Source organism: Bacteroides caecigallinarum (assembly GCF_021530995.1).
Taxonomy (GTDB): Bacteria; Bacteroidota; Bacteroidia; order Bacteroidales; family Bacteroidaceae; genus Phocaeicola; species Phocaeicola faecigallinarum.
The window spans coordinates 1-26,430 of sequence record NZ_JADYTF010000026.1 but is presented as its reverse complement, the minus strand read 5'-3'; the positions used below and the strand labels follow the sequence as shown (position 1 = coordinate 26,430).

13 protein-coding genes and 3 pseudogenes are annotated in these 26,430 nt (G+C 39.9%); 13 read left to right on the top strand and 3 right to left on the bottom strand.

Annotated elements, in window-relative coordinates; all coding sequences use genetic code 11:
- Position 1: 1 nt before the first annotated feature.
- Complete coding sequence (locus I6E24_RS05615) at positions 2-1,981, bottom strand: alpha-L-arabinofuranosidase C-terminal domain-containing protein (RefSeq protein ID WP_235326952.1); 1,980 nt, start codon at positions 1,979-1,981, stop codon at positions 2-4.
- 59 nt (positions 1,982-2,040) lie between these two features.
- Positions 2,041-3,021, bottom strand: a complete 981-nt coding sequence (locus I6E24_RS05610; protein WP_235326950.1) for a glycoside hydrolase family 43 protein — start codon at positions 3,019-3,021, stop codon at positions 2,041-2,043.
- 165 nt (positions 3,022-3,186) lie between these two features.
- Here I6E24_RS05610 and I6E24_RS05605 point away from each other — a divergent pair, with 165 nt between their 5' ends.
- From I6E24_RS05605 to I6E24_RS05580, 6 genes are all read left to right on the top strand, one after another.
- Positions 3,187-7,407, top strand: a complete 4,221-nt coding sequence (locus I6E24_RS05605) for a hybrid sensor histidine kinase/response regulator transcription factor (protein ID WP_235326948.1) — start codon at positions 3,187-3,189, stop codon at positions 7,405-7,407.
- Between the two features lie 135 nt (positions 7,408-7,542).
- On the top strand, positions 7,543-8,541 hold the full coding sequence (locus I6E24_RS05600; RefSeq protein WP_235326946.1) for an arabinan endo-1,5-alpha-L-arabinosidase: 999 nt from the start codon (positions 7,543-7,545) through the stop codon (positions 8,539-8,541).
- A 192-nt stretch (positions 8,542-8,733) separates the two neighbouring features.
- Entirely contained in the window at positions 8,734-11,943 is a 3,210-nt protein-coding gene (locus I6E24_RS05595; protein WP_235326944.1) for a SusC/RagA family TonB-linked outer membrane protein, read from the top strand.
- Positions 11,944-11,979: 36 nt separating this feature from the next.
- Positions 11,980-13,731 carry a RagB/SusD family nutrient uptake outer membrane protein gene (locus I6E24_RS05590; RefSeq protein ID WP_235326942.1) on the top strand — a complete coding sequence of 584 codons (1,752 nt, stop codon included), beginning with the start codon at positions 11,980-11,982 and terminating at the stop codon, positions 13,729-13,731.
- Between the two features lie 48 nt (positions 13,732-13,779).
- Complete coding sequence (locus tag I6E24_RS05585; RefSeq protein ID WP_235326940.1) at positions 13,780-15,543, top strand: hypothetical protein; 1,764 nt, start codon at positions 13,780-13,782, stop codon at positions 15,541-15,543.
- Positions 15,544-15,618: 75 nt separating this feature from the next.
- Complete coding sequence (locus I6E24_RS05580) at positions 15,619-17,514, top strand: arabinan endo-1,5-alpha-L-arabinosidase (protein WP_235326938.1); 1,896 nt, start codon at positions 15,619-15,621, stop codon at positions 17,512-17,514.
- Positions 17,515-17,657: 143 nt separating this feature from the next.
- Here the strand turns inward: I6E24_RS05580 and I6E24_RS05575 are convergent.
- Positions 17,658-18,498: pseudogene (locus I6E24_RS05575) on the bottom strand (Fic family protein); the annotation flags it as partial.
- A 35-nt stretch (positions 18,499-18,533) separates the two neighbouring features.
- Here I6E24_RS05575 and I6E24_RS05570 point away from each other — a divergent pair.
- The 7 genes and pseudogenes from I6E24_RS05570 to I6E24_RS05540 form a co-directional block, all read left to right on the top strand.
- Positions 18,534-18,779: pseudogene (locus I6E24_RS05570) on the top strand (alpha-L-fucosidase C-terminal domain-containing protein); the annotation flags it as partial.
- Between the two features lie 261 nt (positions 18,780-19,040).
- Positions 19,041-19,649, top strand: a pseudogene (locus I6E24_RS05565) (phage integrase SAM-like domain and Arm DNA-binding domain-containing protein); the annotation flags it as partial.
- Positions 19,650-20,356: 707 nt separating this feature from the next.
- Complete coding sequence (locus I6E24_RS05560; RefSeq protein ID WP_235326936.1) at positions 20,357-20,602, top strand: helix-turn-helix transcriptional regulator; 246 nt, start codon at positions 20,357-20,359, stop codon at positions 20,600-20,602.
- Positions 20,603-20,622: 20 nt separating this feature from the next.
- The gene (gene dcm, locus I6E24_RS05555; RefSeq protein WP_235326934.1) at positions 20,623-22,401 is read left to right on the top strand and encodes a DNA (cytosine-5-)-methyltransferase; all 1,779 of its coding nucleotides are present in this window, start codon (positions 20,623-20,625) and stop codon (positions 22,399-22,401) included.
- Between the two features lie 10 nt (positions 22,402-22,411).
- A complete protein-coding gene (locus tag I6E24_RS05550; RefSeq protein WP_235326932.1) occupies positions 22,412-23,155 on the top strand; it encodes an NgoBV family restriction endonuclease in 744 nt (247 codons plus the stop codon).
- Between the two features lie 129 nt (positions 23,156-23,284).
- Positions 23,285-24,253, top strand: a complete 969-nt coding sequence (locus tag I6E24_RS05545) for a KAP family P-loop NTPase fold protein (protein WP_317218725.1) — start codon at positions 23,285-23,287, stop codon at positions 24,251-24,253.
- Positions 24,254-24,593: 340 nt separating this feature from the next.
- Positions 24,594-26,309: a helix-turn-helix domain-containing protein gene (locus tag I6E24_RS05540; protein WP_235326930.1), complete on the top strand. Its 1,716-nt coding sequence runs from the start codon at positions 24,594-24,596 to the stop codon at positions 26,307-26,309.
- The last annotated feature ends 121 nt before the right edge of the window (positions 26,310-26,430 follow it).

Genomic DNA, 26,430 nt, shown 5'->3' with positions numbered 1-26,430 from the left:
ATTATTTTTTAGATATTTCGAATTTATAGATAGCAAATGTCATTCCGCCAATTTCTGTGTTGAGGATGTTCTTTTCTATATTGATATCCTTTTCAACCGGAACAATCTTGTTTGGTTCGTCAAGGGTGTTCTCTGCGTCATAGTTGTCGCTATGAAGAGTGATGCATTTGCCGTTGACCAGAGCTACAGATTTCTTAAGCCCTTTAAATTCAATGTTCAGCTTCTGATTCTTGTCCGAAGTGTTTACCACTTTCAGAATGTATGTATTATTCTCCTTGTCGATTACAGCACTTGCAAAGAGTCCGTTCTGTCCTTCCTGGCCGCTAACTGCTTTCTTGTCCATAGTCAGAGGAATTACGTTTGTTCCCTTGTTATGTCCGTATAGGCTCTGAACATACCAGCTGCATGTACGTACCGAACGGAGATTGTCGAACCAAATCAGGTCAGGACGCCACTGCCATCCTTCTACATGTGCCAATAGAGGAGCGTAAGTAGCCATATGTACAACGTCTGCATTGCGTTCAACACCTGTCAGGAAAGCAGCTTCGAGAAGTGATGCGTGGAAGTGATTCCATTTCTTGCCTTTTCCGTGGCATGCGTATTCGCCTGCAAATACTTTCGGACCTTTACGGTCGTAGTTGTCATATCTGCTTCCTGAGTTAAGGAACCAGTCTTCAGGACGGTAGAAATGTTCGTCCACCAGATCAACTTTCAGCTTTTTCATTTCCGGCCACAGATATTCGAAGTCCTTACCTTCTGAGTTAGGACCTGACGAACCGATAATCTTCATTTCAGGATATGCCTTGCGGATTGCTTCAACGAATAATTTCAGACGTTCAGGATATTCAGGCCCCCACTGTTCGTTACCTATTCCTATGAATTTGAGGTTGAATGGTTCCGGATGTCCCATTTCGGCACGGAGACCACCCCATTTAGTATCTGTTGCTCCATTGGCAAACTCTATTAGGTCGAGAGCATCTTGTATGTATGGCTGAAGGTCGCAAACCTTTACGTGTGCATCTTCAGTATTATTTTGGAACTGGCATGAAAGTCCGCAGCTAAGTACAGGCAATGGTTCTGCACCCATATCTTCTGCCAGCAGGAAGAGTTCATAGAATCCCATTCCGTATGTCTGGAAATAATCAGGGAAGAAACGGTGGGTGAAAGTATAGTGCCAGCGGTTCTCGTTCAATGGACGGTTCTCTACCGGACCTACAGAGTTTTTCCAGTTATATCTTGTAGCAAGATCAGTACCTTCCACGATACATCCTCCAGGGAAACGGAATATTCCTGGTTTGGTATCGGCTAGGGCCTGTACGAGGTCTTTGCGCAATCCGTTCTCACGGCCTTTCCATGTGTCTGTTGGGAATAATGATACATGTTCCAGGTCAACAGTTCCTGCAGATGCAAGGAAGATACGCAAGTGTGCTTTGGCAAATGTTTCTTTAGGAGTAAGCTTTATTTCATATTTCTTCCAGTCCTTAGAGTTGATGTCCAGTGTCTGTGATGTTATTACCTGGCTTTCTCCCATTGAAGCATTATTGATAAGTTCCACGATGATCTTCTGGTTTTCACCTCTTGCCCATACACTGAATCGATAACTTTCGTTTGCCTTGATACCTATTCCGAAGAATCCTTCGTTTTCAATACCTGTGCGTTTGTGTGCATGTCCCGGGTCTCCCAGTCTTACATAGTGAGGGTTCTTGTCGAACGGACCGTCGTCCAGCAAGGTTACATTACCGAATACATCCCATCCCATAAAGTTCTGTGGAAACTCGAACGAACGGTTCTTTATAAGTTCTGCGTATAATCCTCCGTCGGCACCGTAGTTGATGTCTTCGAAGAAATGTCCGTACATTGTAGGCTGTATTTCAGCACCAATCTTGTTCGCCTGAACAACCATGTTGTTTACCTGCTGTGCGCTCATGCCCATACATGTTGTGAGGGCTAAGGCGCTGAGTAAAGTGAAGTGTTTTTTCATGGATAAAGTATTAATTATGTTTTATGATACAAAAATAGTTTTTTTTTATTTATAATGCATTATTCATTGGTGATACCTTCACTGGTCATTTGTATTCTTTTTATTGTGCCGTCGGCATTATAGTATAAACGGTCAATGCAGATAGAACGTCGGAAACTACCGCCGTTGGTGTTGATACCACCATTGTGATAAATGAAATATGATTTACCATTGAAGTCTATTATTGACTGGTGGTTTGTATTTGAGTTACCTGCCAGTTCGTTCAGTATTCCTTTATACTCCCATGGTCCGTTGATGCTTTTGCTCATGGCATAGCAAATCTTTTCCGGAAATTCAGAAGCGAACGAAAGATAATACCATTCACCGTGTTTGTGAATCCATGGAGCTTCAGTGAAGCGTGGAAGTTTTATAGGAATGATGGGACCGTCAAGCTCTGTCATGTTTTCTTTCAGTTTTGCATAATAGCACTGAGTGTTACCCCAGAACAGATATGCCTGCCCGTCATCATCAATATATACAGTAGGATCAATATCATCCCATGCTATTGGTGTATATTGGGTTGTCATATTATTAGTAATCAATGCGCTGCCCCTTGCATCCTTAAAAGGACCTGTAGGAGATTCAGCCACTGCCACACCGATTGATTTTCCTGGTATAGTAGCATGCTCAACAGTTACATACCAGTAGAATTTGCCGTTTCTCTCTATTACCTGACTAGCCCAGGCATCACCTTTTGCCCATTTGAAATCTTTCGCTTTAAGAGTGTATGCATGTTCGGTAAATGTTTTCATGTCCTTGGTAGAGAAAATACACCATTCGTTCATCAGATAATATTGGTGTGGCTCAGGACATTCGTCGTGTCCGGCATAGATATATACTGTACCGTTGTGTACCAAAGCAGCTGGATCTCCCAGATATTTATGGGTAATTACAGGATTGCCTTTAGCTACGAATGTAGTGTCGTTATTTGCAGCAAATGATGTATGGCATAATATAACTGCAAGAAATGTAATAATTTGGAAACAGGTTTTATTTTTCATGCTGATTATAATTTTTTTTGCAAATATATCTTTCCTTATAGTATTGGAAGGTGGACAAATAAACATGTTAGGTGGATAAATCTGCAATAGCTCAAAAAACATTATTTTATATAGTGTAGAATAGTGAAATAGATTTTAACTTTGTGAGTAATTAAAACCTAAGTTATGGGAATAAAGCACATTCTATCGTATTCATTGATTTTTATAGGAACACTGTTGCTGTCTGCAAAAAATGCAGATACTACAGATATGGCAAATTATATAAATAGATATACTTTGTCAGGAATTACCATGCAGGATGGTTTACCTCATGTATTTGTGGATGATGTAGTGAAAGATAGTCGTGGATATTTGTGGCTATCCACTATGGGAGGAGGTGTCTCCCGATACGATGGATATGAATTTGTCAGCTTTAGCACTAATACCGAAGAGTACAAACTTAAATCGAATTTTATCAGCCACTTATGTGAAGACAGATTTGACAGGCTATGGGTTGCAGGTGATGATGGAATAGATTTGATTTCAATAAACAGCTTAAATGTGGTTACTCCCGATATTTCATCTTCAGTTGTCCCGTTTATGGATTCTCCGATAGCAGGAATGATTCTTTCCAGTTCTGGCAATTTATGGGTATGTAGCAATAACATATTATATAAAATGGTTTTTACAGATGATGGCGAGGTAAGCGATGTCATAAAAGTATCTTATGTAAGCACAAATGAACGTGGAGTTGCAATGTGCGAAATAGGTGGATATATCTGGTTTCAGAAAGACAATATGTTATGTCGTGTATCTGATGACGTTACTGGGTGGCAGGAGCCTAGTCCGGTGTCAGCTTCATTGGCATCATTATTTAATCAGTCGGTTTTTTGTATGTATGTTCTTAATAATGAGGTGTGGATAGGAACAAGTTTTGGATTGCTCAGATACAGTATATTAACTGATACTGTACGTCATTATATGTATAATCGTGATAATCCGTATTCTTTGTCGCAGAATTACATAACAGATATTACGTCTGCCGGAGATGGTACTCTTATTATAGGAACATTGATGGGACTGAATATCTATAATCCTGTATATGATAGCTTTCAGCACATTATAAATGATGATGAAGGTGGTTTCGGGAGTAGCTCGCAACTAAACTCGAACTTTGTAAATGTTCTTTATTATGACAAAGGTAATGATATGGTCTGGATTGGTACAGAAACAGGTGGACTAACTAAATTGTATGCTTCACGACTTTATGTTACCAACTATTTGCATCAGCAGAATCAGGCAGCCAGTTTATCAAGAAACCTCGTTAATTCTATTGTTGAAGATAGTGATGGAACTTTGTGGGTAGGAGTCGTAGAGGGAGGACTTAATTGTAAACCTAAAGGAAAAAATGGTTTTATTCATTTTACAACAGATATTCCTGCCGGACTGAGTCATAATACTGTAAGTTCATTGGTTTTGGATAGTAAGGAAAGACTTTATATTGGTACATGGGGAGGTGGAGTAGGATGGATAAATCGTAAAATTGGTACCGCAAAACAGTTTAAAAGAATAGATGGGATAGATGATTTATTCATTTCCACACTATGCTATGATTCAATAAACAACTTATTGTGGATTGGTTCCCAGCATGGGGTGTATGTTTACAATCCTAGGAACAACAGAGTGGACAGACTGTTCAGAGATACGGAAAAGGAGATAAATATTAATGCGTTAGGAGCCTGCATAACAAAAACCGGCGATTTGTGGTTGTCGTCTGTTTACGGACTGTTAAGGATAGATCTGAAAGCATATTTGAAAGGTGAGTTAAAGTACAGGAAATACACTGACGGAGTACATATGCCTGAAAGTGAACGTATAACCTGTGTACTTGAAGCTGATAATGGCGATTTGTGGATAGGAAGTAATGGGGCAGGAATATACCGTGCTGTAAACAATAATGACGATTATACCTTTTCTTCTTACACTGTAAGTGATGGACTTATAAGTAATAATGTACGTGGAATACAGGAAGATTGGTATGGTAATATATGGATTACTACGGTTAACGGATTGTCCAGGTATTACCCTAAGGATGATATGTTTGTAGGATATACATCGAACGATGGATTGCCTTCAGATATTTTTTATTGGAATGCAACTGCTGTGTCTGGTAATGGAGAGAAGATATATCTAGGTAGTTTGGGAGGACTTTCTGAAATACATCCTTTAATGGAGAAAGAAAGCCGTATGAAATTTCCCTTGGTAATAAACAGAATAAATGTATTTGGCAAAACTTGTAATCCGGAAGATGGTGTACTTGAATTGCATGAAAGGGATAAGTCGTTAACTATCGAGTTTGCAGCTTTGGATTATAATCCTTCTTCCCTGGCTGCATACTCTTATCGTTTGGTTGGTTTTGACGATAATTGGATAGATGCGAGAAGAGATAGACGTACGGTGACTTATACAAATCTCAAACCTGGTAAATATAATTTCCAGTTGAGATATACCCCCGACGGTAAAAACTGGATAGATGCCGGTAATGGACTTATAATAGAAGTTACACCTTATTTCTATAAGACTCCTTGGTTTGTTCTTTCTGTACTATTGTTCATTATTCTGGTAGGTTATAGGATTGTGGTATGGAGGTTCAATGAAATGAAAAGGCAACAGATTATACTGCACGATAAAGTGGAGGAAAGAACCAGAGAGCTTAAGGAACAGCAGAAGTTGCTTTCTGTTCAGACGGAAGAACTGTCAAAGCAAAATGAACTGCTGAAAGAGCAAAACCTGAAAATAACCGAACAGAAAAATAAAATATTGGAAATGTCGCGTAAGGTCGAGGAACTTACGATAGATAAACTGACTTTCTTTACAAATATAACACATGAATTCAGAACCCCGCTGACACTGATAGTCGGCCCTATAGAAAGAGCTTTGAAATTGAGTTATAACCCTCAGGTTATAGAACAGCTAAATCTGGTGGAGAAAAACAGCAAGTATCTCCTTTCACTTATAAATCAGCTTCTCGATTTCAGAAAGGTGGAAGATGGAAGAATGAAAATTATATGCCATCATGGTAATATCAGTACATTTTTAGACGATTTGCTTTCGCCTTTCGTGGCTTTTGCTGCTGATAGAGGTATTACATTAAGAATTTACAGGCGCATTGATAATCCGTACATGATGTACGACGAGGATATTATGCGTAAGGTTATAACTAATATTATAAGCAATGCGATAAAGTTCACTGAAAAAGGTGGGCTGGTATCAGTTTATGTTGCCATAGTGAAGGATAATTCTGAGGAGAAACTGTATATGTGTGTAAGGGATACAGGAAGAGGAATCCCGGAGGATGATATAGAAAGAATATTCAACCGCTTCTATCAGGCCGATAATCAAGGACACGAATCAGTTAGCGGACAGAGTGGTACGGGTATAGGATTGTATCTTTGCAAGAAACTGATAACGTTGTTGGGCGGTAACGTAACGGCGATGAATAATCCTGTGGTAGGATCTTCCTTCAGGATATTATTGCCGGTAGAAAGGGGAGAAAATACAGAAACAGTCGATGAAGTATACGATGATGAACATGAAGATGTATCACTGTCACAGGAGAAAAACGGCAAACTTAATATTCTAATAGTAGAAGATAATAAGGATATGAGAGATTATATAAGGTCTATTCTTGCCGAATACTATAATGTGATAGAGGCGTCAAACGGTGAAGAGGCATTACAGGTACTGAAATCGACGAATGTGGATTTCGTTATCAGCGATTTGATGATGCCTGTTATGGATGGAATGGAATTGTCACATAGAATAAGAAGTGATTTTTCTATTTCACATATACCTATTCTTATGCTTACTGCTAAGACGTCGGATGAAGCCAGGCTTGAAGGTTATAAGGCAGGAGTCGATTCGTACCTGTTGAAACCTTTTGATGAAAATCTTTTGTTGGCACGTATATCAGGTATCCTGGAGAACAGAAAACGCTTTCAGCAGAAGTTCTATTTAACTATGGATGTAGATTCATTAGGAATAGAGGAGGAATCCGGTGACAAGAAGTTTTTGGACAAGGCCATCAAAGTGGTTAAAGAGAATTATATGAATCCAAATTTTGATGTCGCGGATTTTGTGGATGCAATGGGTGTAAGTAAAAGTCTCTTGAATAAAAAAATGCAAAGTCTGACAGGACAGTCCACTAATCAGTTTGTGCGAAACTACAGGCTGAATCTTGCGCGTGAATTATTGATAAAGAATAGGGCGACACACAATATGAATATATCCGAGATAGCATACGAAGTAGGGTTTAACGATCCAAAGTATTTTACTCGTTGTTTTACAAAACATTTCAATGTCACTCCGAGCAGTATAATGGATGACAAGCAAGAAGATTTGCGTTAAAACGTAGTGTATAGCCATATGTCCTCTTTTAAGCATCGTTTGTCCACTATTGGAATCATGCTTTAGTCTATATTTGCAGAGTTAAGAGATGTCAGAATGACAGACAGAATAAAAAAAATAAACCTGAAATAAAAAATGAAAACACAATTATTAAATCTGATTGTATCTTTTTCTGCGTTTGTTATTCCTGCTTTTATGTATGGACAGGATTCCTCGGTTCCAGTAAAGGATGTAATGACGCATGACCCGGTAATGATAGTAGAAGATGGTAAATACTATCTCTTTTCTACCGGCAATGGAATATCTGTAATGTCGTCCAGGGATATGCTTGATTGGCAGTTTGAAAAGCCGGTCTTTGATAATCCTCCACAATGGGCAGTCGATATGATTGATGGTTATAAAGGTCATACATGGGCTCCCGATATAATTTATCACAACGGCTTATATCATCTGTTTTATTCTTGTTCCGCGTTTGGGAAAAATACATCAGCGATAGGACATGCAACCAACAAGACTTTGAATCCGGATAGTCCTGATTTCAAATGGGTTGACCACGGTCCTGTGATACAGTCTGTTCCTAATCGTGATGCATGGAATGCCATCGACCCCAATCTGATAATTGATGATAGAGGTATTCCATGGATGGCTTTCGGCTCGTTCTGGGATGGTATAAAGATGGTACGTTTGTCGGATGACTTAAACTCAGTTAAGGAGCCTCAGGAATGGTATTCACTTTCCCGCCGGAGAAATCCTAAGGTTGCCAGTGGCGAGGATGCTGGTGAAAATGCTGTTGAAGCACCTTTTATTATTAAACATGATGGCTTCTATTACTTGTTTGTATCGTTTGATTATTGTTGCCGTGGGTTGGACAGTGATTATAAAGTAGTTGTAGGACGTTCAAAAGAGGTCTGCGGACCATATCTCGACCGTAATGGTAAGCCTATGGAACAGGGTGGAGGAACGTTGGTGATAGAAGGTAATGATGAATATGCCGGTATCGGACATTGCGCCGCATATAAGTTCGGAGACAAGTATTATTTTGTTTCGCATGCTTATTCTATAAAAGAAAACGGTACTCCGAAGTTGTTTTTACGCGAAATGAAGTGGACTCCTGACGGTTGGCCTGAAATATAATTTATTCCACCCATAATGTTCGTTTGTCCACCTTTGTGATTATATGTATATATATCTTTGAGGTGGTTTTGATATACTTTTTATTTCTATACATGAGACACTGAAAATATATTCTGCTTTTAGATTATTATAGTCTAATTAATGTATAATAAAATTTAATATTAATGTATAATAAAATTTAATACTTAAAAAATGAAAAAACAATTTATTTTTTCCGCAATGCTTGGCTTATGTGCATTTGGTGGTACAGCTATGTATCCTCATTCAGCTATGGCTGCAGTTGCACAATCACCAACTATCAAAGTTCGTGGTCAGGTAATTGATGATCAGGGTGAACCTTTGTTGGGCGCTACTATCAAGATTAAAGATGGTCAAGGTGGAACTACCACCGATTTGGATGGAAACTTTGAATTGGAAGTTTCCGGTAATGCAGTTCTTGTTATAAGCTATGTTGGTTATAATGAACGCGAAGTCGCAGTCCGTAATCGTGCTGTTATTGAACCCATTCAATTGCAGATGAGTGATTTGGTTTTGGAACAAGTGGTTGTAGTCGGTTATGGTACACAGAAGAAGTCCGATTTGACCGGTTCTGTAGCTGTAGTCGATGCAGAAGCTCTGAAGCAGGTGTCGCATTCCAATATATCTTCCATGCTCGAAGGTAAGGTTCCGGGCGTACAGATTACTTCCGACGGACAGCCTGGTGCCGACCCTACAGTACGTATCCGTGGTATCGGATCATTTGGAAGTACTGCGCCTCTTTATGTGATAGACGGTGTTCCTATGGGAACTTCTATCCGTGATTTCTCTTCAAATGATATTGAGACTATCCAGGTGTTGAAAGATGCTTCGGCTGCAGCCATATACGGATCACGTGCAGCTAATGGTGTGGTTATCATTACTACCAAGCGTGGTCAGAAAGATCAGCCGCTGAAAGTGGATTATAATGGATATTTTGGTGTTGATAATATATCAAAGGGCGTTTATGATGTGATGGATGCCGACCAATACAGCCAATACCTTGGTCAGGCTTGTCTGAACTCGAACACTCCTTTACCTGGAGGATATCATCTTGATAGCACTACGGGTAAATACCGTTTCCAGGATGATACAAATACAGACTGGTTTGATGAAGTCTTCAAAACCGGTATCCGTCAGAATCATAATGTAAATCTTTCAGGAGGTAGTTCACGCAGTACCTATAATGTATCATTGGACTATTTTAGCCAGAAAGGTACACTTGAAGGAGCAGGTCCTAATTATGAACGTTTTACGGCGCGTGTAAATAATTCTATGGATACTAAATTCGTAAAGTTCCATACCAGTTTTGTTTATTCTCATTCTGATCAGGATAATATGGGTATGTCCAATGCTTCCGAATATGTTCAGGGATTGTATGGCGATGTTACAAACGTTTTGCGTGGAACTTTATTAATGCAGCCTACCATCAAGGCATACGACGAATCGACATGGGTGCTTGATGATGTTGTGGGAATAGGAAACGGATTCAATTACGATGCTTATGGTTATGGCGTTTATTTTGATACAGTTCATGGAGATATTTCGGCGTCAAATCCTTTGTTGATCAATAACCTGTTGCAGCGTAACACTCGTGTTGACCGTTTTGTCGGTACAGGATCTGCAGATGTGGATTTGCTTAAGATGATTGGTGTTGATAGTAAAAACCATAAATTGAATTATAAGATAAATTTGTCATACAGTAAGACTCATTGCAAAGATTTTACATGGATTCCTGCATGGGTACAGAGTAACCGTGTTTATCTTGCCAAGAGTAATGAACGTTTGACTAAGGGCTCACGCGATTACTCGGATGCCCTTATTGAAAACATCCTTACTTACGACGGAACAATAGGTAAACATCATATAAATGTCGTGGCAGGTCAGACATATCAGGAAGAGAATACTGATTTGCTTACAGGATGGGGAATTAACTTTACAGAGCCTTATTTCCTCCAGCTACAGAATGCTGCGGATACTTATTCCGAAAGTTTTGAATATAAACATGCCATCTTGTCTTATATAGGCCGTGTCAATTACAACTATGACGACAGATATTTGTTCTCTGCTACAGTACGTAGAGATGCCAGCTCCCGTTTGTCTAAGAATATTCGTTGGGGAACATTCCCGTCTGTATCTTTAGGTTGGCGTTTCGATAAGGAGAGTTTCTTCCCGTTCAACGAAGATGTTGTCAACATGTTCAAAGTCCGTGGTAGTTATGGTGAACTTGGTAACGAGAACATCGGTGAGTACATGTATCAGGCGGTAATGTCACGAAATAACATGACATACAACTTCAATAATTCTCCAATAACCGGTTCTGCAATTTCTACTTTTGTGGACAATAACTTGGCTTGGGAAAAGAAGAAAACATATAATGTCGGTGTTGACCTCGCATTCTTCCGCAACCGTCTGGAATTTACAGCTGAGTGGTATAAGAATACCAGTGAAGATTTGCTTTATGCAGTTCCTGTTCCTGAACAGGCAGGTGTTTCAAATACTACAGTAACAATGAATGCTGCATCAATGGAAAACTCTGGTTTCGAGTTCTCTGCTACTTATCGTAATCATGATAATCCTTTCAAATACGAAGTCTCTGCCAATCTCAGTACATTGAAAAACCGCGTAACTTCATTAGGATTTGGAACAGATTCCTATATCACAGGTTCCTATATTACTAATGTAGGCGAGGAAATAGGTCAGTTCTATGGTTGGGTTTATGAAGGAATAGCACGTACACAAGCAGATCTTGACAATCATGCGGTTCAGGAAGGAGCTCAGATAGGCGATTGTCTATATAAGGATATCAGTGGACCGGACGGAACACCTGACGGTAAAGTTGACTCATACGACCAGACAGTGCTTGGCAGTGGTTTGCCTAAAGTTAATTTCGGTCTTAGTGCCCGTTTTGAGTATAAAGGATTTGATTTGAGCATCGCTACTTTCGGCGCGCTTAATTATCATGTAAGTGATGATATTTACAATTCATTGAATTCTTGCTATGGATGGGGCAATAAAGATGTTGCCATGCTTGATGCCAATCGTTTCAGCGAGGATGGCTCTACATACATATCAGATGTTCCTCGTACTTATGTAACCAATAGTGCCAGCCTGGCTTGGAATGATTTGTTCAGTTCACGTAAAATCCAGAACGCTGCTTATTGGAAGATAGCCAATGTTGAGCTGGGTTATAATTTCCCTGATAAGTGGTTCGGCAAGTATATATCTGATGTACGCTTGTATGTTTCAGGACAGAATCTTTACACATTCACAGGCTATAAAGGCTATAATGTGGATTATGCCGGCGGTACATTTACTCCGGGTTATAATTTCTGTTCTTTCCCGACTGCACGTACATTCATGTGTGGTATTCATTTTTCATTCTAATCATAATCAAGTATCTAAATACTAAAAACATTTCGTATGAAACTATATAAATATTCACTTGCTCTCATTTTAGGATTAGGCACTCTGTCTTCTTGTATTGACAGACTTGATTTGGTGAATCCTAACCAACAGACATCAAGTACTTTCGGATTTAATGCCGATGACTTGGAAGAGAGTGTTATTGCTGCTTATAACCATATACGTATGGAGGGTTCTTATGCCCGTGTAGGTTATACTATTGACGTATGTCGTGGCGATGAGGCTTGGAACTCATCACAAGTCTGGTATCTGCCATTTGATGATTTGAATGCGGAGGTAACTTCGGATATCACGTGGTGGCCCTGGAGAGAGTGGTATTATACAATTAATGTATGTAATTTCGCCATTTCACGTTGTGGCGATGATAACAGCCAGCTCTCGGAAAAGATGAAACGTATCAAGGGACAGGTACTTTTCATTCGTGGCTTGTCATATTATAATCTGGCAGGATATTACCAGAATCCACCTCTTATAACTGACTACGACAGTTATTCTTCATTGGATGGACTTTATGGAGCCAACAGTACTTATGATGAAGTCCTTGATCAGGTGGAAAAGGACTTCAAGGAGGCTATGGAGCTGTTGCCTTCGCGCGATGAAGGTGGCGAATGGGCTGGCGGACGTGCCACTTGCGGTGCGGCTGCAGGATACTATGCACGTACTCTTATGGTACGCCATAAGTTCAGCGAAGCTTTGACTGTACTTAAAGATATTATCGGCAAGAAGTACGGTACTTACAGACTGATGGACAATTATGGCGATAACTTCCGTGAAGGTTCAGCCTATGAAAATAATGATGAGAGTCTTTTCGAGGTTCAGTTCCTTGATTTTGGTTCGCAGGGTACAGATGATGAATGGACACCTGTAAATACCAGTCCTAACGCTACACAAGGTCATGCCATTGAAAGTAACTTTGGTCCTGGCATGTATGGTGGTTGGGCAGATATCTCGGCTTCTCCATGGCTATATAACTTGTTTAAAAGCGAACGTACTAAAAATGGTACTTTAGACCCCCGTCTATATTGGACAATTGGAACTTACGAATCGGATTGGGAGGGATTTGAATATGGAAATGTCGCTTATACAAATGTACTCTCACCTACAGATAATATTGTGACTAATAACAATTATGGCGGTCTGCCTATAGCCAAGAATACCAATCTTCGTACCGGACTGTATAATTCTGTTATCACAGGATTGAAATGTGGTATAAATTTGCGTCTGATGCGTTATTCTGATGTACTGTTGCGTGCAGCCGAATGTGAGAATGAAGTAAACGGTCCTACTCAGCAAGCTATAGACTGGATTAATGAAGTACGTGAACGTGTAGATTTGCCAGACCTGAAACTTGAGGATTTCAATACAGCCGACAAGCTGTTCGAACAGATAGCAAATGTAGAGCGTCCAAAAGAATTCGGTTGTGAGTTCGGCCGTGGGTTTGATTTGATTCGTTGGGGATTCTTCTATGACGAAGGTCGTCTGAACCAGCTTAAAGAACACGGCACATTCCGTCGTTCTACAGAGAATGTTAAAGATCCGGTCAGCTACAGTGATATTTCAAGCGATTCAGAGTTGAAGTGTTCATTTGATACATATTTGCCGGGACACGAATTCTTGCCTATTGTACAGAGCCTTATGAATAAGAACCCTAACTTGGAAGGAAACTCTGCAAACTTAAGTTCAGATAACTCTGTTTATTTCCAGGAAAAAGGATGGACTGTACGTCCGGTAGTGGATTTAAGCAAGTAGTTTAAGAATAGGAAGGCTTTAGTTAATTACTTTTTTATATAAAATAAAATGAGACATTTCAATAAAATATTATCCGTATGCGGTTCAATGGCTTTGGGCTTTCTTGCATTGACCGGTTGCGAAGGTGGTGAAATATACGAAGTTAACGCACCAGATTGGGTTTCAGAGAAAGTCGATTCTATAGCAAATGCCAATAAGGGAACAGAAGAGGTTCTTGAAGGTATGGAAGAAGATGTTTATACAATTGGGAATGCTGATTTTTCCAGTGGATGGTGGGCAGCATTTTCAAAATACTATGTAGTTCCGGATGGTGAGAAATGGAATGGGGTTTTCAATCTGCATATTAATCCTAGTGCTACTAACACATATAAGAATTTTGCTTTGATAATATGCTCCGATGCCGACCGTGGTGCTGAGGATTATAAGGAGTACGGGGCAATACGTTTCGATAATCAGCCTTCGGGCAATTCAGAGTGGGGCGATTATATTGACCGTTCATACGTAGAAAGTACACTTACTTTTGAGACAGATACTGATGCCGGTGTCGATAAATTAGGTGGAAAGGTTACATTGACAGTCGATAGAACCAATGCCGAGGCATTCACTGTTACGATGACAAACGGAGTGGTTACCAAGTCATATAAACAGCCTTATGCACTTGAAAACCTGAATGCCGATCCAAGTAATACCAACATACGCTGCTTCCTTGTACCTGAAGGTTCTTATATAGACTTCCTGCAATCGAATATTGAGCCTATAGGAGGATATACTACTGCAGAAGACAAGGAACCTGTATCAATGGAATTGCAGAACGTACCGGCAAGGGTTAATGTAGGAACAACTCTTGAAGATGCTATGGCAGATGTTACGGCAATAGTTTCTTTCGAAGAAGGTGTGACCAAGACTGTTACTGCTGCCGATTTGAGCTTTTCAGCCATTCCGGATATGGATACTCCAGGCGAGAAAATACTTGTAGCTGTTTACAACAAGACTTTTAAGGGAGAGAACTGTAATCAGCCGGTAATGGCTAATGCCACATTTGAAGTTGTAGAGAAAATAGTTTCTATAGAAGTTACATCTCAGCCTACACGTAATACATATTACGTTTATACTTCTGCTGCTACAGAAACTTTGACAGATAGAACATTGGCTTTTGATCCTACAGGTATGGTTGTCACTGCTACTTATGTTAATGGAACATCAAAACCTGTTGATAATTCTATACTTAGTTTCTCTACTGTTCCTGCCATAGAAGGCACTCAAACTGTTACAATATCTGCCGAGGATGGAGTGACAGCTCAAGTAAATGTTACTGTTGCCGAATCAGCAGTGTCTGAAGTGAACAATAGCATAGCCATGGTTGGAGCTGAAGACAATTCAACTGCATTTTGGGGCGCTTTCTCCGATGAGTTCAATGTCCCTGTAGGTGAAACCAAGTCAATCTCATTTACAAACTATAGCAGCATGGCAGGCAACTGGAATAACTTTGTTGTCGTACTTCGCGGAGCGGCATTGAATGAATATGGAGTGGTTCGTGCCGATAACTACGGATGGGGCAATGGTTATGCGGCTTGCCGTGCAGCCGGTACTCAAGGTGATTGGGCTACTTGGCTTGCGGGAATGAATGGAGCTGTGGTAACAGTCTATGTGACTAACTGCGGTAATGGCACAGCTGATGTACAGGCTATTATGCAGGGAACAACAGGAACAACTTCCACTCAATATTATTTGGGTATAAATACAGTCGATCCTGATGATTTGAATTTTGCATTGACAGTTGATGGTTGCCATCTCGTTTTCGATGTAGATTAACTTTGATTTAATTCCAATCCATGTCTTCCCATTTTTTAATTAATATGGCAAGGCATGGATTAAAAAAATAACTGAATGAAAAAAATATCATTTATTTGGACATTTATAGGGTTTCTATTCGTTCTGACCGCTTGTAGTGATAAAAATGACATAGAGTACGATAGCGGCAGTGATATTATAGTGACTAAGCCCGAAGTCCTGTCAGTTTCAGGAACATCATTCTCTGTAGCGTCTTCCGTCTCCGGCAATTCGGATGCGGTTGTAAAGAGAGGATTTTGTTATAGTGCCAATAATCAGACTCCCAATATTAATGATAATGTAGTAGATGCCGATGACAGTTTCAGTGCTACTGTTTCCGGTCTGATGGGTAATACTACATATTATGTTTGTGCCTATATTTATGCTGATAGTCGTTACACATATTCTGATGTACTTGCGGTAACTACAGAGAAACAAAGTCTTGATGCACAGCTGGACAATTATATTGCACCATCTTATGAAGACAATTATGTCAGTATTGCAGATTGGTCAAAACGTGGTCAGTGGAATTTGAGTAATGTACACGATCCTACTGTAGTCCTTGCTGAAGATGGATATTATTATATGTATCAGACAGATGCTTCTTATGGAAACGCTCATACTGCCGGCGGACATTTCCACGGACGTCGTTCTAAGAACTTGGTGGATTGGGAATATCTTGGCGGTACAATGCAGAATTTGCCAGACTGGGTTATTCCAAAGCTTAATGAAATACGTGCTGAAATGGGGCTGAGCGAAGTAACACCTGCAGTCTCTGATTTTGGTTACTGGGCACCTTGCGTCAGAAAAGTGAGGGATGGCCTGTATCGTATGTATTATTCCATAGTATGTCCCGGATATATTAATGGTAATGGCACTTGGAGTGAGCGTGCCTTTATAGGTTTGATGGAGAATGATAATCCTGCGAACAATGACGGTTGGATTGACAAAGGTTATGTCATCACGAACGCTTCTGATAAAGGGTTGAATTATAATGTCGCCGCAGATAATTGGGCTAATTGTTATTATAAGTGGAATGCTATTGATCCAAGTTATATTATTGATAATGACGGAAAACATTATCTGATATATGGCTCCTGGCATAGCGGCATCGCATTGGTGGAACTTGATGGAGAGACAGGAAAGGTAAAAGCCGAGTTGCCGAAACCTTGGGGAACCAATGATGATATTGCAGCTTATGGCAAGCTTATTGCCACACGCCAGATGGGTAACCGCTGGCAGGGTTCGGAAGGACCTGAGATTGTTTACCATGACGGATATTATTATTTATTCATGGCATACGACGCATTGGATGTGCCGTATAACACTCGTGTAGCCAGAGCTGCTGATATTGAAGGTCCTTATTTGGGAATTGACGGTACAGATATAACTAATGTGGGTGGTGATATTCTTCCTGTTGTGACTCATCCTTATAAATTTAATAAGAGTGACGGCTGGGTTGGTATTTCCCACTGCTGTGTTTTCGACGACGGTAATGGCAACTGGTATTTTGCTTCTCAGGGCCGTTTCCCCGCAAATGTTGGAGGTAATGCCTACAGCAATGCAATCATGATGGGACATGTACGAAGCATCAGATGGACTGAGGACGGATGGCCTTTGGTTATGCCTGAACGATATGGAGCTGTGCCAAAGGTGGCAATTAATGAGAGTGAGCTTGTAGGAAACTGGGAGCACATTGATTTGTCATACTCATACGCAAATCAAAGGACTTCTGTGACAATGACTCTCTCTGCCGACCATAAAGTATCTTCCGGAACTTGGGAAGGCGCCACATGGGAGTTCGACAGTAATAATTGTATCCTTAAGTTCGACAATGGTATAAAACTTTATTTGCAGCGTGAAACAGATTGGGAGGCATCGCCGCGAACACATACCATAGTATATGCCGGTTATGGCAATAATAAGACTTATTGGGGTAAGAAAGTTCAATAGGTATTTACAATATGTCGGTTATTACATAACGGGTTTATGTAAGTGTATCTAAAAAGAATGAGGCTGAAGTTTTGGATTCAGTCTCATTTTTTATTCGTACTTTTGTAATTCAGTATCTAACTTTTATGTTTTTCGTCATATAGTTACTGTTGCTTCAAAAATTCCTTCCCTTTGTCGGTGAGACGGTATTTCTGCCGAGGATGCTTTGGATTTTCCGGATAAAGAGGTTCTACCAGATTCTGTCTTATTGCAGGATATAGGTAAAGTTCCAAGAAATTACTTTTGTCTTTCAAGCCCATTATACTCATAATCTCTTTCGTAGCAACAGTATTTTCGCCAATTGCCACTAACACCCTTTCCACTTGTGGGGTAGCTGTGGTGGAGTTGATGGGTAGCTGTCGGGTAGCTGTCGGGTGTTGCCCGACTGCTCTCCTATGAAAAACGACCCATACGCTATTCCCGTCCGTATGAAACTCTGGGTCGGATATTCCCACACGACGACATTCGCTAATCATAAGACTGATGCCGCGTCCCCAACTTTCCAACACCTCACTTTTATACAAAACGTTCGCGATAATTAGGTTTTGCGGCTCTGAATTATGTCCGCTTAGCAGTTTTGAGGTCGGAATTTGGTATTGCCTCCCAAGCGTATTTTCCTCCACGCTGCATCAGAAGTTGGTTGTAAATCTCCTGTGGCATGGATGATGTCACGCTTTCAATGCGTTGGTAGGCACGTCCTTTATATGAGAATGGACGCATATAGCGTTGCTCTTCCGCTGACAAGGCTATGATGCTATTGTCGGTATCAGGAATGTCAATGCATGATATTTCAATGTTGGCAAACGGTTCTATACGCCGTATTGCTTCCGCAATATCACGTTTCGTCCTGTCACTCACTTTCTGTCCGATGATTTTCCCTTTGTCAGTCACACCAAACAAAACGATGCCTCCAGTACCATTCAGAAAAGCGCATAGTGTTTCCACTTCAATATTAAAATGTTCTTAATAAGAAAATCAATAATTGGGAAGGATATTATGACAGCCGTCCGTGGAAGGTCTTTGGAGAAGGACCGATTGCGGATTCTGATATAGCCCTGAATGCCCAGGGATTCAATGAAGGCGCTTATGGCGTTGCGACTTCCGAGGAAATCAGATTTACGCAAAAAGGGAATAACCTCTATGCCGTGGCTTTGGCATGGCCTGAAGATGGAATGATTGTAATAAAATCATTGTCGGAATCAAGCCGCCTGCTTAATGGTAAAATAAACACATAACGAAGTAGCGAAAAAGAGTAAAGCGTAGCGAACTGACTGAAAAAACGTTCGTTACGCTATATTTTCCCCTCGGCTGAAAGCCAAGGAAAAACAGAATATAGACAAACAGCGCAAACGTTCAGTTACTACATCATTACCTGAGTGACGGTGAGAATTTCTTGGAAAACCGATGTGTTTCACCGCTTGACATAATGTGTCATAACTGTCGATAACTCACTATAAATTAATTTTGTAACCAATAGAAAGTGAGTTATGAGAAGTACATTTAAGGTCTTGTTTTACGTGAAGAAAGGCAGTGAGAAATCCAACGGCAATCTGCCTTTGATGTGTCGTATTACGGTGGATGGAGAGATTAAACAGTTCAGTTGCAAGATGGATGTTCCTTTGCGTCTGTGGAACGTGAAGAACAACCGTGCTTCCGGCAAGAGTGTCGAGGCACAGCGAATCAACCATGCCGTTGACAAAATCCGTGTGGAGGTAAACCGCCGTTATCAGGAGCTGATGCAGACAGACGGTTATGTCACTGCTGCAAAGTTGAAAGATGTCTATCTCGGTATCGGCATCAAGCAGGAAACCCTGTTGAAGCTGTTTGAACAGCACAACAGCGAGTTTGCAAAGAAAGTCGGGCATAGCAGGGCAAAGGGTACGTTCCAACGCTATGTGACCGTCTGCAAACATATCCGTGAGTTTATTCCTCATACCTACAAGCGTGATGATATTCCGCTGAAAGAGTTGAACCTCTCGTTTATCAATGACTTTGAATATTTCCTCCGGACGGAAAAGAAATGTCGCACCAATGGAGCGTATTCAGCCCGAAAATCTTTCCACTTTCACGTCTGTACAATGGACGATGACGGCTACGGAAACAAACGACTGACGGAAAAGAATCGTCAAAAAAACAAACAATAATCTAAGCAGACCAAGGTGTACTATTCAAATGTCAATCAAAATAAAGGGATGCCATCTTTATAAGACAAATGGAAATGGTGGCAAACGGCAAACTGCACTCCCTCCAGAAAAGATTATCTTGCCTTGTGGCACGGTTTCCATTGCACTGCCCCTCTGCTTCACTTTCATTTCCCCAACTTCTACTTTTGTCGTGTTCCGAAGTTTAGTGCCAGGCTTCTTCTGCCGTCGACCTTTGTTTGCCTATTGTCCACGTAGGAGATATTTCCGATTGACTGATTTAATGAATGCAAGAATGTCTGACTGATTGGATGGTCATGTGGTTGAATGGTTGGTTGTGTTATTGAACTGTTGGTTATATGCAACCATCCATCCAATATCAATAGCTTTTGGCTATACTTAAAATTCGGACAAAATTCACCTGTTTTTCCAATCTTATTTTTATGTTCAAGCGAACATAGTAAGTTGTGTTTTGGGCTGCCAGAAATATTTCCGGCATCCCCAAACAACTTGCTGGAATCTTTTCCTCCAAAGTCGGGAAAGCTATCTTGAAAATAATGTGATTTGTGTAATTTGATAACATCTTATTGCGCTAAATCTTTATCATAATACGATGAAATATTCAATTATTTTGCATACCTTTGTCGCAAATTCAGTTAAATATGGCAAGTCAATCTATAAACCGAATAAAGGTTGCTTTGGCAGAGCAAAATAAAACCAATCGCTGGTTAGCCGAACAAATGGGTAAATCTGAAATAACAATTAGTAGATGGGTACAAAATAAAACTCAACCATCATTAGAGCAATTACTACAAGTTGCAAGTTTTTTATCAATTAGCCCTAAGGATTTAATAAATGAAGTCAATATGGGTTCTATACAAGACAAATCACAATGTATTGATATTTAGAATTCTACTACTCTGATAATATGTTTAGATATATAGATAATAAAGACAGAACATTCTTATTTGGAGCATATCGCGGAGAAAAATCGCAGTTGGAATGGATTCTTGGAAAGCAACCTCATAGGTACGAGAAACTTTACAATATCCGTTTCAATAAAGATTTGTTTTCACAGCGAAGAGGCGGAGTTATGTCAGAGCAATTGCCAGATTACGTTCTCATATACAATACGCAGAATCCACAAGACGGCTACCATCTTTTTCCATGCATAAGTTCATCAATTAAGGAGCAGAGTGATATGGAAGCGCTTGGCTATCCTAATCCGGATGGTAGCTATGTTGTCTATTCTTTGGGTGACGAATTACTTTCAGAGCCTCTTGATATTCAAAAGTTAATACTAATGGCATTACCTCCAAACAATATCAATGTGCCCTTTTCGCCTGTCATCCTAAAAGGCAAGGATATCGCAAATATGGTTGATAAAACTAAGCCAAGTCCTGCTGTTGCAGAAGTTAAACAAGAGCATATTCTGCGATTCATTGACCTATTTGCAGGTATTGGCGGCATCCGTTGCGGTCTTGAACAAGCTGCGCTGGAGAAAGGTCTGAATCCTGTTTGTGTAATGACATCTGAAATAAAGCCTTATGCTGTTAGTGTTTTAAAAGAAAACCATCCGGCTGAAACCATCACTGGAGATATTACCAAAGTCGATACAAAAAACATCCCGGATTTTGACATCCTATGTGCAGGATTCCCGTGTCAGGCATTCAGTTCTGCTGGCAAACGCCAAGGATTTGCTGACACTCGTGGAACTATGTTCTTTGAAGTGGAACGCATACTACGTGATAAAAAGCCAAAAGGATTCATACTTGAAAATGTTGAAGGACTTGTAAATCACGATGGCGGCAAGACCCTCCAAGTCATTATTGACAGACTTCATGCATTGAAGTATAAATTTGACTTCCGTGTTCTGAATTCAAAATACTTTGGAGTACCGCAGGAAAGGAAAAGAATTTACATCGTAGGCAGCCTTGACAGCAAGCCTAATCTTGATAATTTCCCCATTAAAGAGACAAAGTTAGGAGAGATTCTTGAATCCGGGATGCCTACTGAGGATACCCCATTTATCAGGACATTGCTCAAACACTTCTCTGTAGAGCAACTTTATGGTAAGGCAATCAAGGATAAAAGAGGTGGGGACACCAACATACATAGTTGGGATTTGGAAATCAAAGGTCCAGTTTCAGCAAAGCAGAAGAAACTCCTTGATACGATTCTCACTGAGCGCAGAAAGAAAAAATGGGCTGAAATCATAGGAATTGACTGGATGGACGGTATGCCTTTAACACTCGAACAGATTCGTACATTTTATGATGATCCTAAGCTTGAGGATATGTTGGAGGATCTGACAAACAAAGGCTATCTGAAATTTGAACATCCAAAGAAATTGATCCGAGACAAGAGCGATAACGGAGTGATAACAACACATCGGGAATATGACACAACAAAACCGAAAGGCTACAACATAGTTGCAGGCAAATTGAGTTTTGAAATAAACAAAGTTATGTCTCCAGATGAAATTTCACCGACTCTTGTCGCTATGGATATGCAGAAATTGTATGTCGGGGACAACGGCGGTCTCCGAAAACTCACATTGCGTGAAGGACTGAGATTATGCGGATATCCGGACGAAATAAAATTCAATGTGAGCGAAAAAGATGGTTTTGACTTATTGGGCAATACTGTCGTAGTGCCTGTTATCAAGGCCGTAGCCGAAAGATTACTCGATACAATAACATTATAACTCTGACAATATGAAACTTACAGCAGAACAAGTTTATGATAAGCTCGTTAATGACGACAAAATCCTAACCCAAAAGGGTCGAATTACTTTTACTTTGGGCGACATCGACATCATTGTAAAACAGCGTGATGTCGTTGGCAATATTATGCAAGAATGGATTGAGGGATGGCTCAAGAAAAATAACATTGATTATTCTCTAAACGACAATACTCAGATGCCTCCAGACTTCTATCTTGATCCGGAGAACAAGAAAGAAGGGCTAATGGAAATAAAAGCATTCAACTATAGAGGCAGCCCTGGCTTCGATATTGCTGATTTCAGAATGTATGCCCGTGAGATATCAGAAAAGCCGTGGATGCTCAATGTAACATATCTGATTTTCGGATATGAAATGTCTGATGAAGGTGTTGTTACGATAAAACAAATTTGGCAGAAGAAAGTATGGGAAATGTCAAGACCAATGAAATCTGGTAACAACAAAACTGTATGGCCGATAAATCTGCAAATCAAAGAAGGTACCGTACACAAAATGCGTCCCGCGAAATGGTATGGTAAGGCTACAAGTTTCTCCATTTTCGAAAATATGGAAGATTTTCTGGCTGCAATGGAAGAAACTATGTATAAGAACAAAGACACTCATGATGATGCTCCCGACTGGCTTCAGAAAGTCCTTGACAACTACGAAAAGCACTACGGCATCAGACTCCAGATTCCAAGATGGAGCGAAATTGCCTCAAAGTATGTGAATAGATAATTACATTATCGCGAATGATAAAGAGTAAGTTTATAAGAAAAGTGAAAGAAGTACAAGAAATCAACGCCACACATCCGATATGATTGCCTTACTTAACTATCCTAAATTGAAATAGTATGTGGTCAGATAATGAAACAACGCAAGATTTGCTTGGCTATCAAGTTCATGCAGATTTACTCAAAAAAAATAATCTTAAATGATGCTATGCTGCCAATCTCCATAGGCGTTTTTGGAAATTGGGGTTCAGGAAAAAGTAGTTTGATGTTATTACTTCAGCAGTCACTGCAAGAATGGGGGGAATCTCAACAAGACAAACATAAGGAATCTCAACAAAATGAGCATCATAATCCTATAATACTACAAGTGTATTTTAATAGCTGGCAGTTTGAGAGCTATGACTCGACAAAACTGACAATGATAGAAAGCATATTAGAAGCACTTGACAAAGATATTAATGAGCGAAAAGATGTATTTGAACGAGTAGATGATTTTCTTGTAAGAATAAATTTTTTGAAAGCTGGTGTATTCATTTTGAAGAAAGCCTATGAGAATCTCACACCAGATTGGCTAAAGAAATGGTTGCCTACAAAGGAAGATGTTGATAAAATAATAGGTAAGGATAAATACAATAATCTACTTGAGGATGTAACCAAAGGCAATACATCGAAATTTATAGCAACCTTCAGAGAACTCTTTGAAGAATTAGTTGAAGATATGGGCTATAAGGCTGTAATTGTTTATATTGATGATTTGGATAGATGTGACCCTAAAAGAATCATTGGGTGTTTGGAAGCAGTCAAATTATTTGTAAATGTAAGGAAAACAGCTTTTGTCATAGGTGCAGATGAACGTATTATTGAATATGCCATTAGTCAACATTATCCTATTCAAATGAAGAAAGAGGATATATCCAGCCCGTTTTCTGATTACTTGGAGAAACTCATCCAATTGCCATACAAGCTGCCACGCTTATCAGACAATGAGCAAGAGACTTATATCACGCTCCTTCTGTGTAAAAATCACTTAAATAAAACTCAATTCGATGAAATTCATCAAAAATACCTGAACTTTAGAAGGACAGACAAACATTCAAAATAAATGAAGTCGAGTTGCTTGGGTATGGTAAGGTCGATTTCATCCGGACAGAAAAAGGTCTTGAGGTTAATCTGCCGGAGGCGGGACTTAATGAAATAGCTCCGGTTTTGAAGATACGGCTATAGTCTTTTCAGGTAGTTAAAAAAACGATTTTGCGTTTTTGAAAAACGCGGGCAAATTCGAGTTTAAACGTGGGCAAGTTTTGGTTTAAATTTGCCCACGTTTTTTTTAGGTTTGCCCACGCTTTTTTTTCATTGCTTCGGATGAAGATTTTGATGAATATAAAAATAGATATCAAGTACTTTTTGTATATTTGACCGAAGTATAAACATACGATTTTTATATGAGGTTACATTATATATTCATTATACTATTATATATATCATTATCTGTAAATTCTAAGGAATCCACACTGCCGTCACTGATTCTGCGTGAAATTTCAGTTACCCCCGAGGAACTTCTGGAGGAACTCGACAGCATGGAAAACACAGGCAGGTACAAGGAATATAAGATAAACTATCTGCGCAGTTATGCTTATTACTCATTATGTAAATACAACAGGGCGTCCATATATGCCGATTCGGTACTTCATTCCGAGGAGGCGCGCAATGATTCCGCCATCATGTTCCGTACAATTGTAATAGCTGCCGAGTCGTATGCGTTGTCGTCACGCCTTATGGATGCTGCCAATATGGTGACGGCAGCATTGTCATATTCGCGTAGAACCGGTGATACCAGTCTCGAGGCCAATATGATGTATGTCCAGGGTATTATATGGAACAGGATGGGACTTTATGAGAAGTCGTACAAGATAATAGAAGATGCAATATCTATATTTAACGGTAAGACAGACATAGGCAGCAAGTTGCGTATATCTGCTATTCTTGACATGCTGGCCGATTTTTATATCGATTCCGGCCTTTACGAAAAGGCATGGCAAGTATGCGAACGTAGTGGTGATTTCCTGAAGCGTTTTGAAAACAGCGATGAGATAAATCCCATTCTTATTGACCGGATGTATGGAGTGTATTACAGTAAGATGGCATACCTGTCATTGAAGTTGAACAGGCATACACTGGCTAACGATTATTATCTTCGGTATAAAGCCACAAGAATGTCCGGCACATTGATGGGAGCGCTCGAGATTAATCCTTATCTGTTGCTGATAGGCCGGTATGAAGATGTCATAAGCAACAATAAGGCTTTTTTCCTGACTACTGATAATGCCGATACGGTTTCAGTAGTATACAGGCGTTCTCTTTTACAGGATGCCATATCATTAAAAAGACTTGGAAAGTATGAATATGCATACCGTTGCCTGGAGAAATATAATAATATAATCGAATCCTATCGTAGGAATATCGATGCCAACCGTCTGTTTGAGTTGTATAAGGCCGCTGACTATATCAGGTACGAGGCTGGTATAGAAGCTGCCAGGAACGAACTGAAATCTCGTCAGAATCTAATTGTCGCATTGTTTGTTCTGATAGGTTTCTTAATATTATTCCTGATATTTATACTCATGGAACGCATGATGTTGAGGAAAAAGAATCGTGATATCTCAAGATTGATTGTCGAGCTGAATAAGTCTATGGAATCGTCCGTCAACGAATTGGAGAAATCGGATGATGTCCGTTCGGCGGAGGTCGTTGAACCTGTCAGGTCCAAGTCTCCTGAAGAAGCCTTCAGCAAGGCTGATTTGAACAAGATGTCAAATGAGGCTTTGTTCCGAAGATTTGATTCGATTGTGATGAATGAACGCCTTTATCTTGACTATAATCTCCAGCGCGACTATTATGCGTCTGTGATGGGCGTTGACCGCAACCGTTTTGCTACGGTTATTAAGGAGGCCACCGATGGAGGTAATCTTAGCACTTATCTCAATAACATGCGCCTTAACTATTCTGTCACTCTGTTCCGCGAACATCCTGAAATGTCAATCAGCGAGGTTGGCGATGCCAGTGCGATACCAAACATTTCCACCTTCTACCGCCTTTTTAAGGAAAAGTATGGTCTTAGCCCCAAAATGTTCATCGAACAATTGAAATCGGAAGGGTAAATTATATAGGTTTTCTTAATAAATCTGCTTCCTGTTCCAAAATAGTCATAAAAACACCGTTTTATACAATTTGAGAAATGTGTCAAATTGTATAAAACGGTGATAATTAACGTGTTTACCC

Excerpts from the sequence above, each read along its gene's own strand:
- I6E24_RS05615 (WP_235326952.1), bottom strand. The coding sequence starts at position 1,981 with ATGAAAAAACACTTCACTTTACTCAGCGCCTTAGCCCTCACAACATGT.
- I6E24_RS05610 (WP_235326950.1), bottom strand. The coding sequence starts at position 3,021 with ATGAAAAATAAAACCTGTTTCCAAATTATTACATTTCTTGCAGTTATA.
- I6E24_RS05605 (WP_235326948.1), top strand. The coding sequence starts at position 3,187 with ATGGGAATAAAGCACATTCTATCGTATTCATTGATTTTTATAGGAACA.
- I6E24_RS05600 (WP_235326946.1), top strand. The coding sequence starts at position 7,543 with ATGAAAACACAATTATTAAATCTGATTGTATCTTTTTCTGCGTTTGTT.
- I6E24_RS05595 (WP_235326944.1), top strand. The coding sequence starts at position 8,734 with ATGAAAAAACAATTTATTTTTTCCGCAATGCTTGGCTTATGTGCATTT.
- I6E24_RS05590 (WP_235326942.1), top strand. The coding sequence starts at position 11,980 with ATGAAACTATATAAATATTCACTTGCTCTCATTTTAGGATTAGGCACT.
- I6E24_RS05585 (WP_235326940.1), top strand. The coding sequence starts at position 13,780 with ATGAGACATTTCAATAAAATATTATCCGTATGCGGTTCAATGGCTTTG.
- I6E24_RS05580 (WP_235326938.1), top strand. The coding sequence starts at position 15,619 with ATGAAAAAAATATCATTTATTTGGACATTTATAGGGTTTCTATTCGTT.
- I6E24_RS05560 (WP_235326936.1), top strand. The coding sequence starts at position 20,357 with ATGGCAAGTCAATCTATAAACCGAATAAAGGTTGCTTTGGCAGAGCAA.
- dcm (WP_235326934.1), top strand. The coding sequence starts at position 20,623 with ATGTTTAGATATATAGATAATAAAGACAGAACATTCTTATTTGGAGCA.
- I6E24_RS05550 (WP_235326932.1), top strand. The coding sequence starts at position 22,412 with ATGAAACTTACAGCAGAACAAGTTTATGATAAGCTCGTTAATGACGAC.
- I6E24_RS05545 (WP_317218725.1), top strand. The coding sequence starts at position 23,285 with ATGAAACAACGCAAGATTTGCTTGGCTATCAAGTTCATGCAGATTTAC.
- I6E24_RS05540 (WP_235326930.1), top strand. The coding sequence starts at position 24,594 with ATGAGGTTACATTATATATTCATTATACTATTATATATATCATTATCT.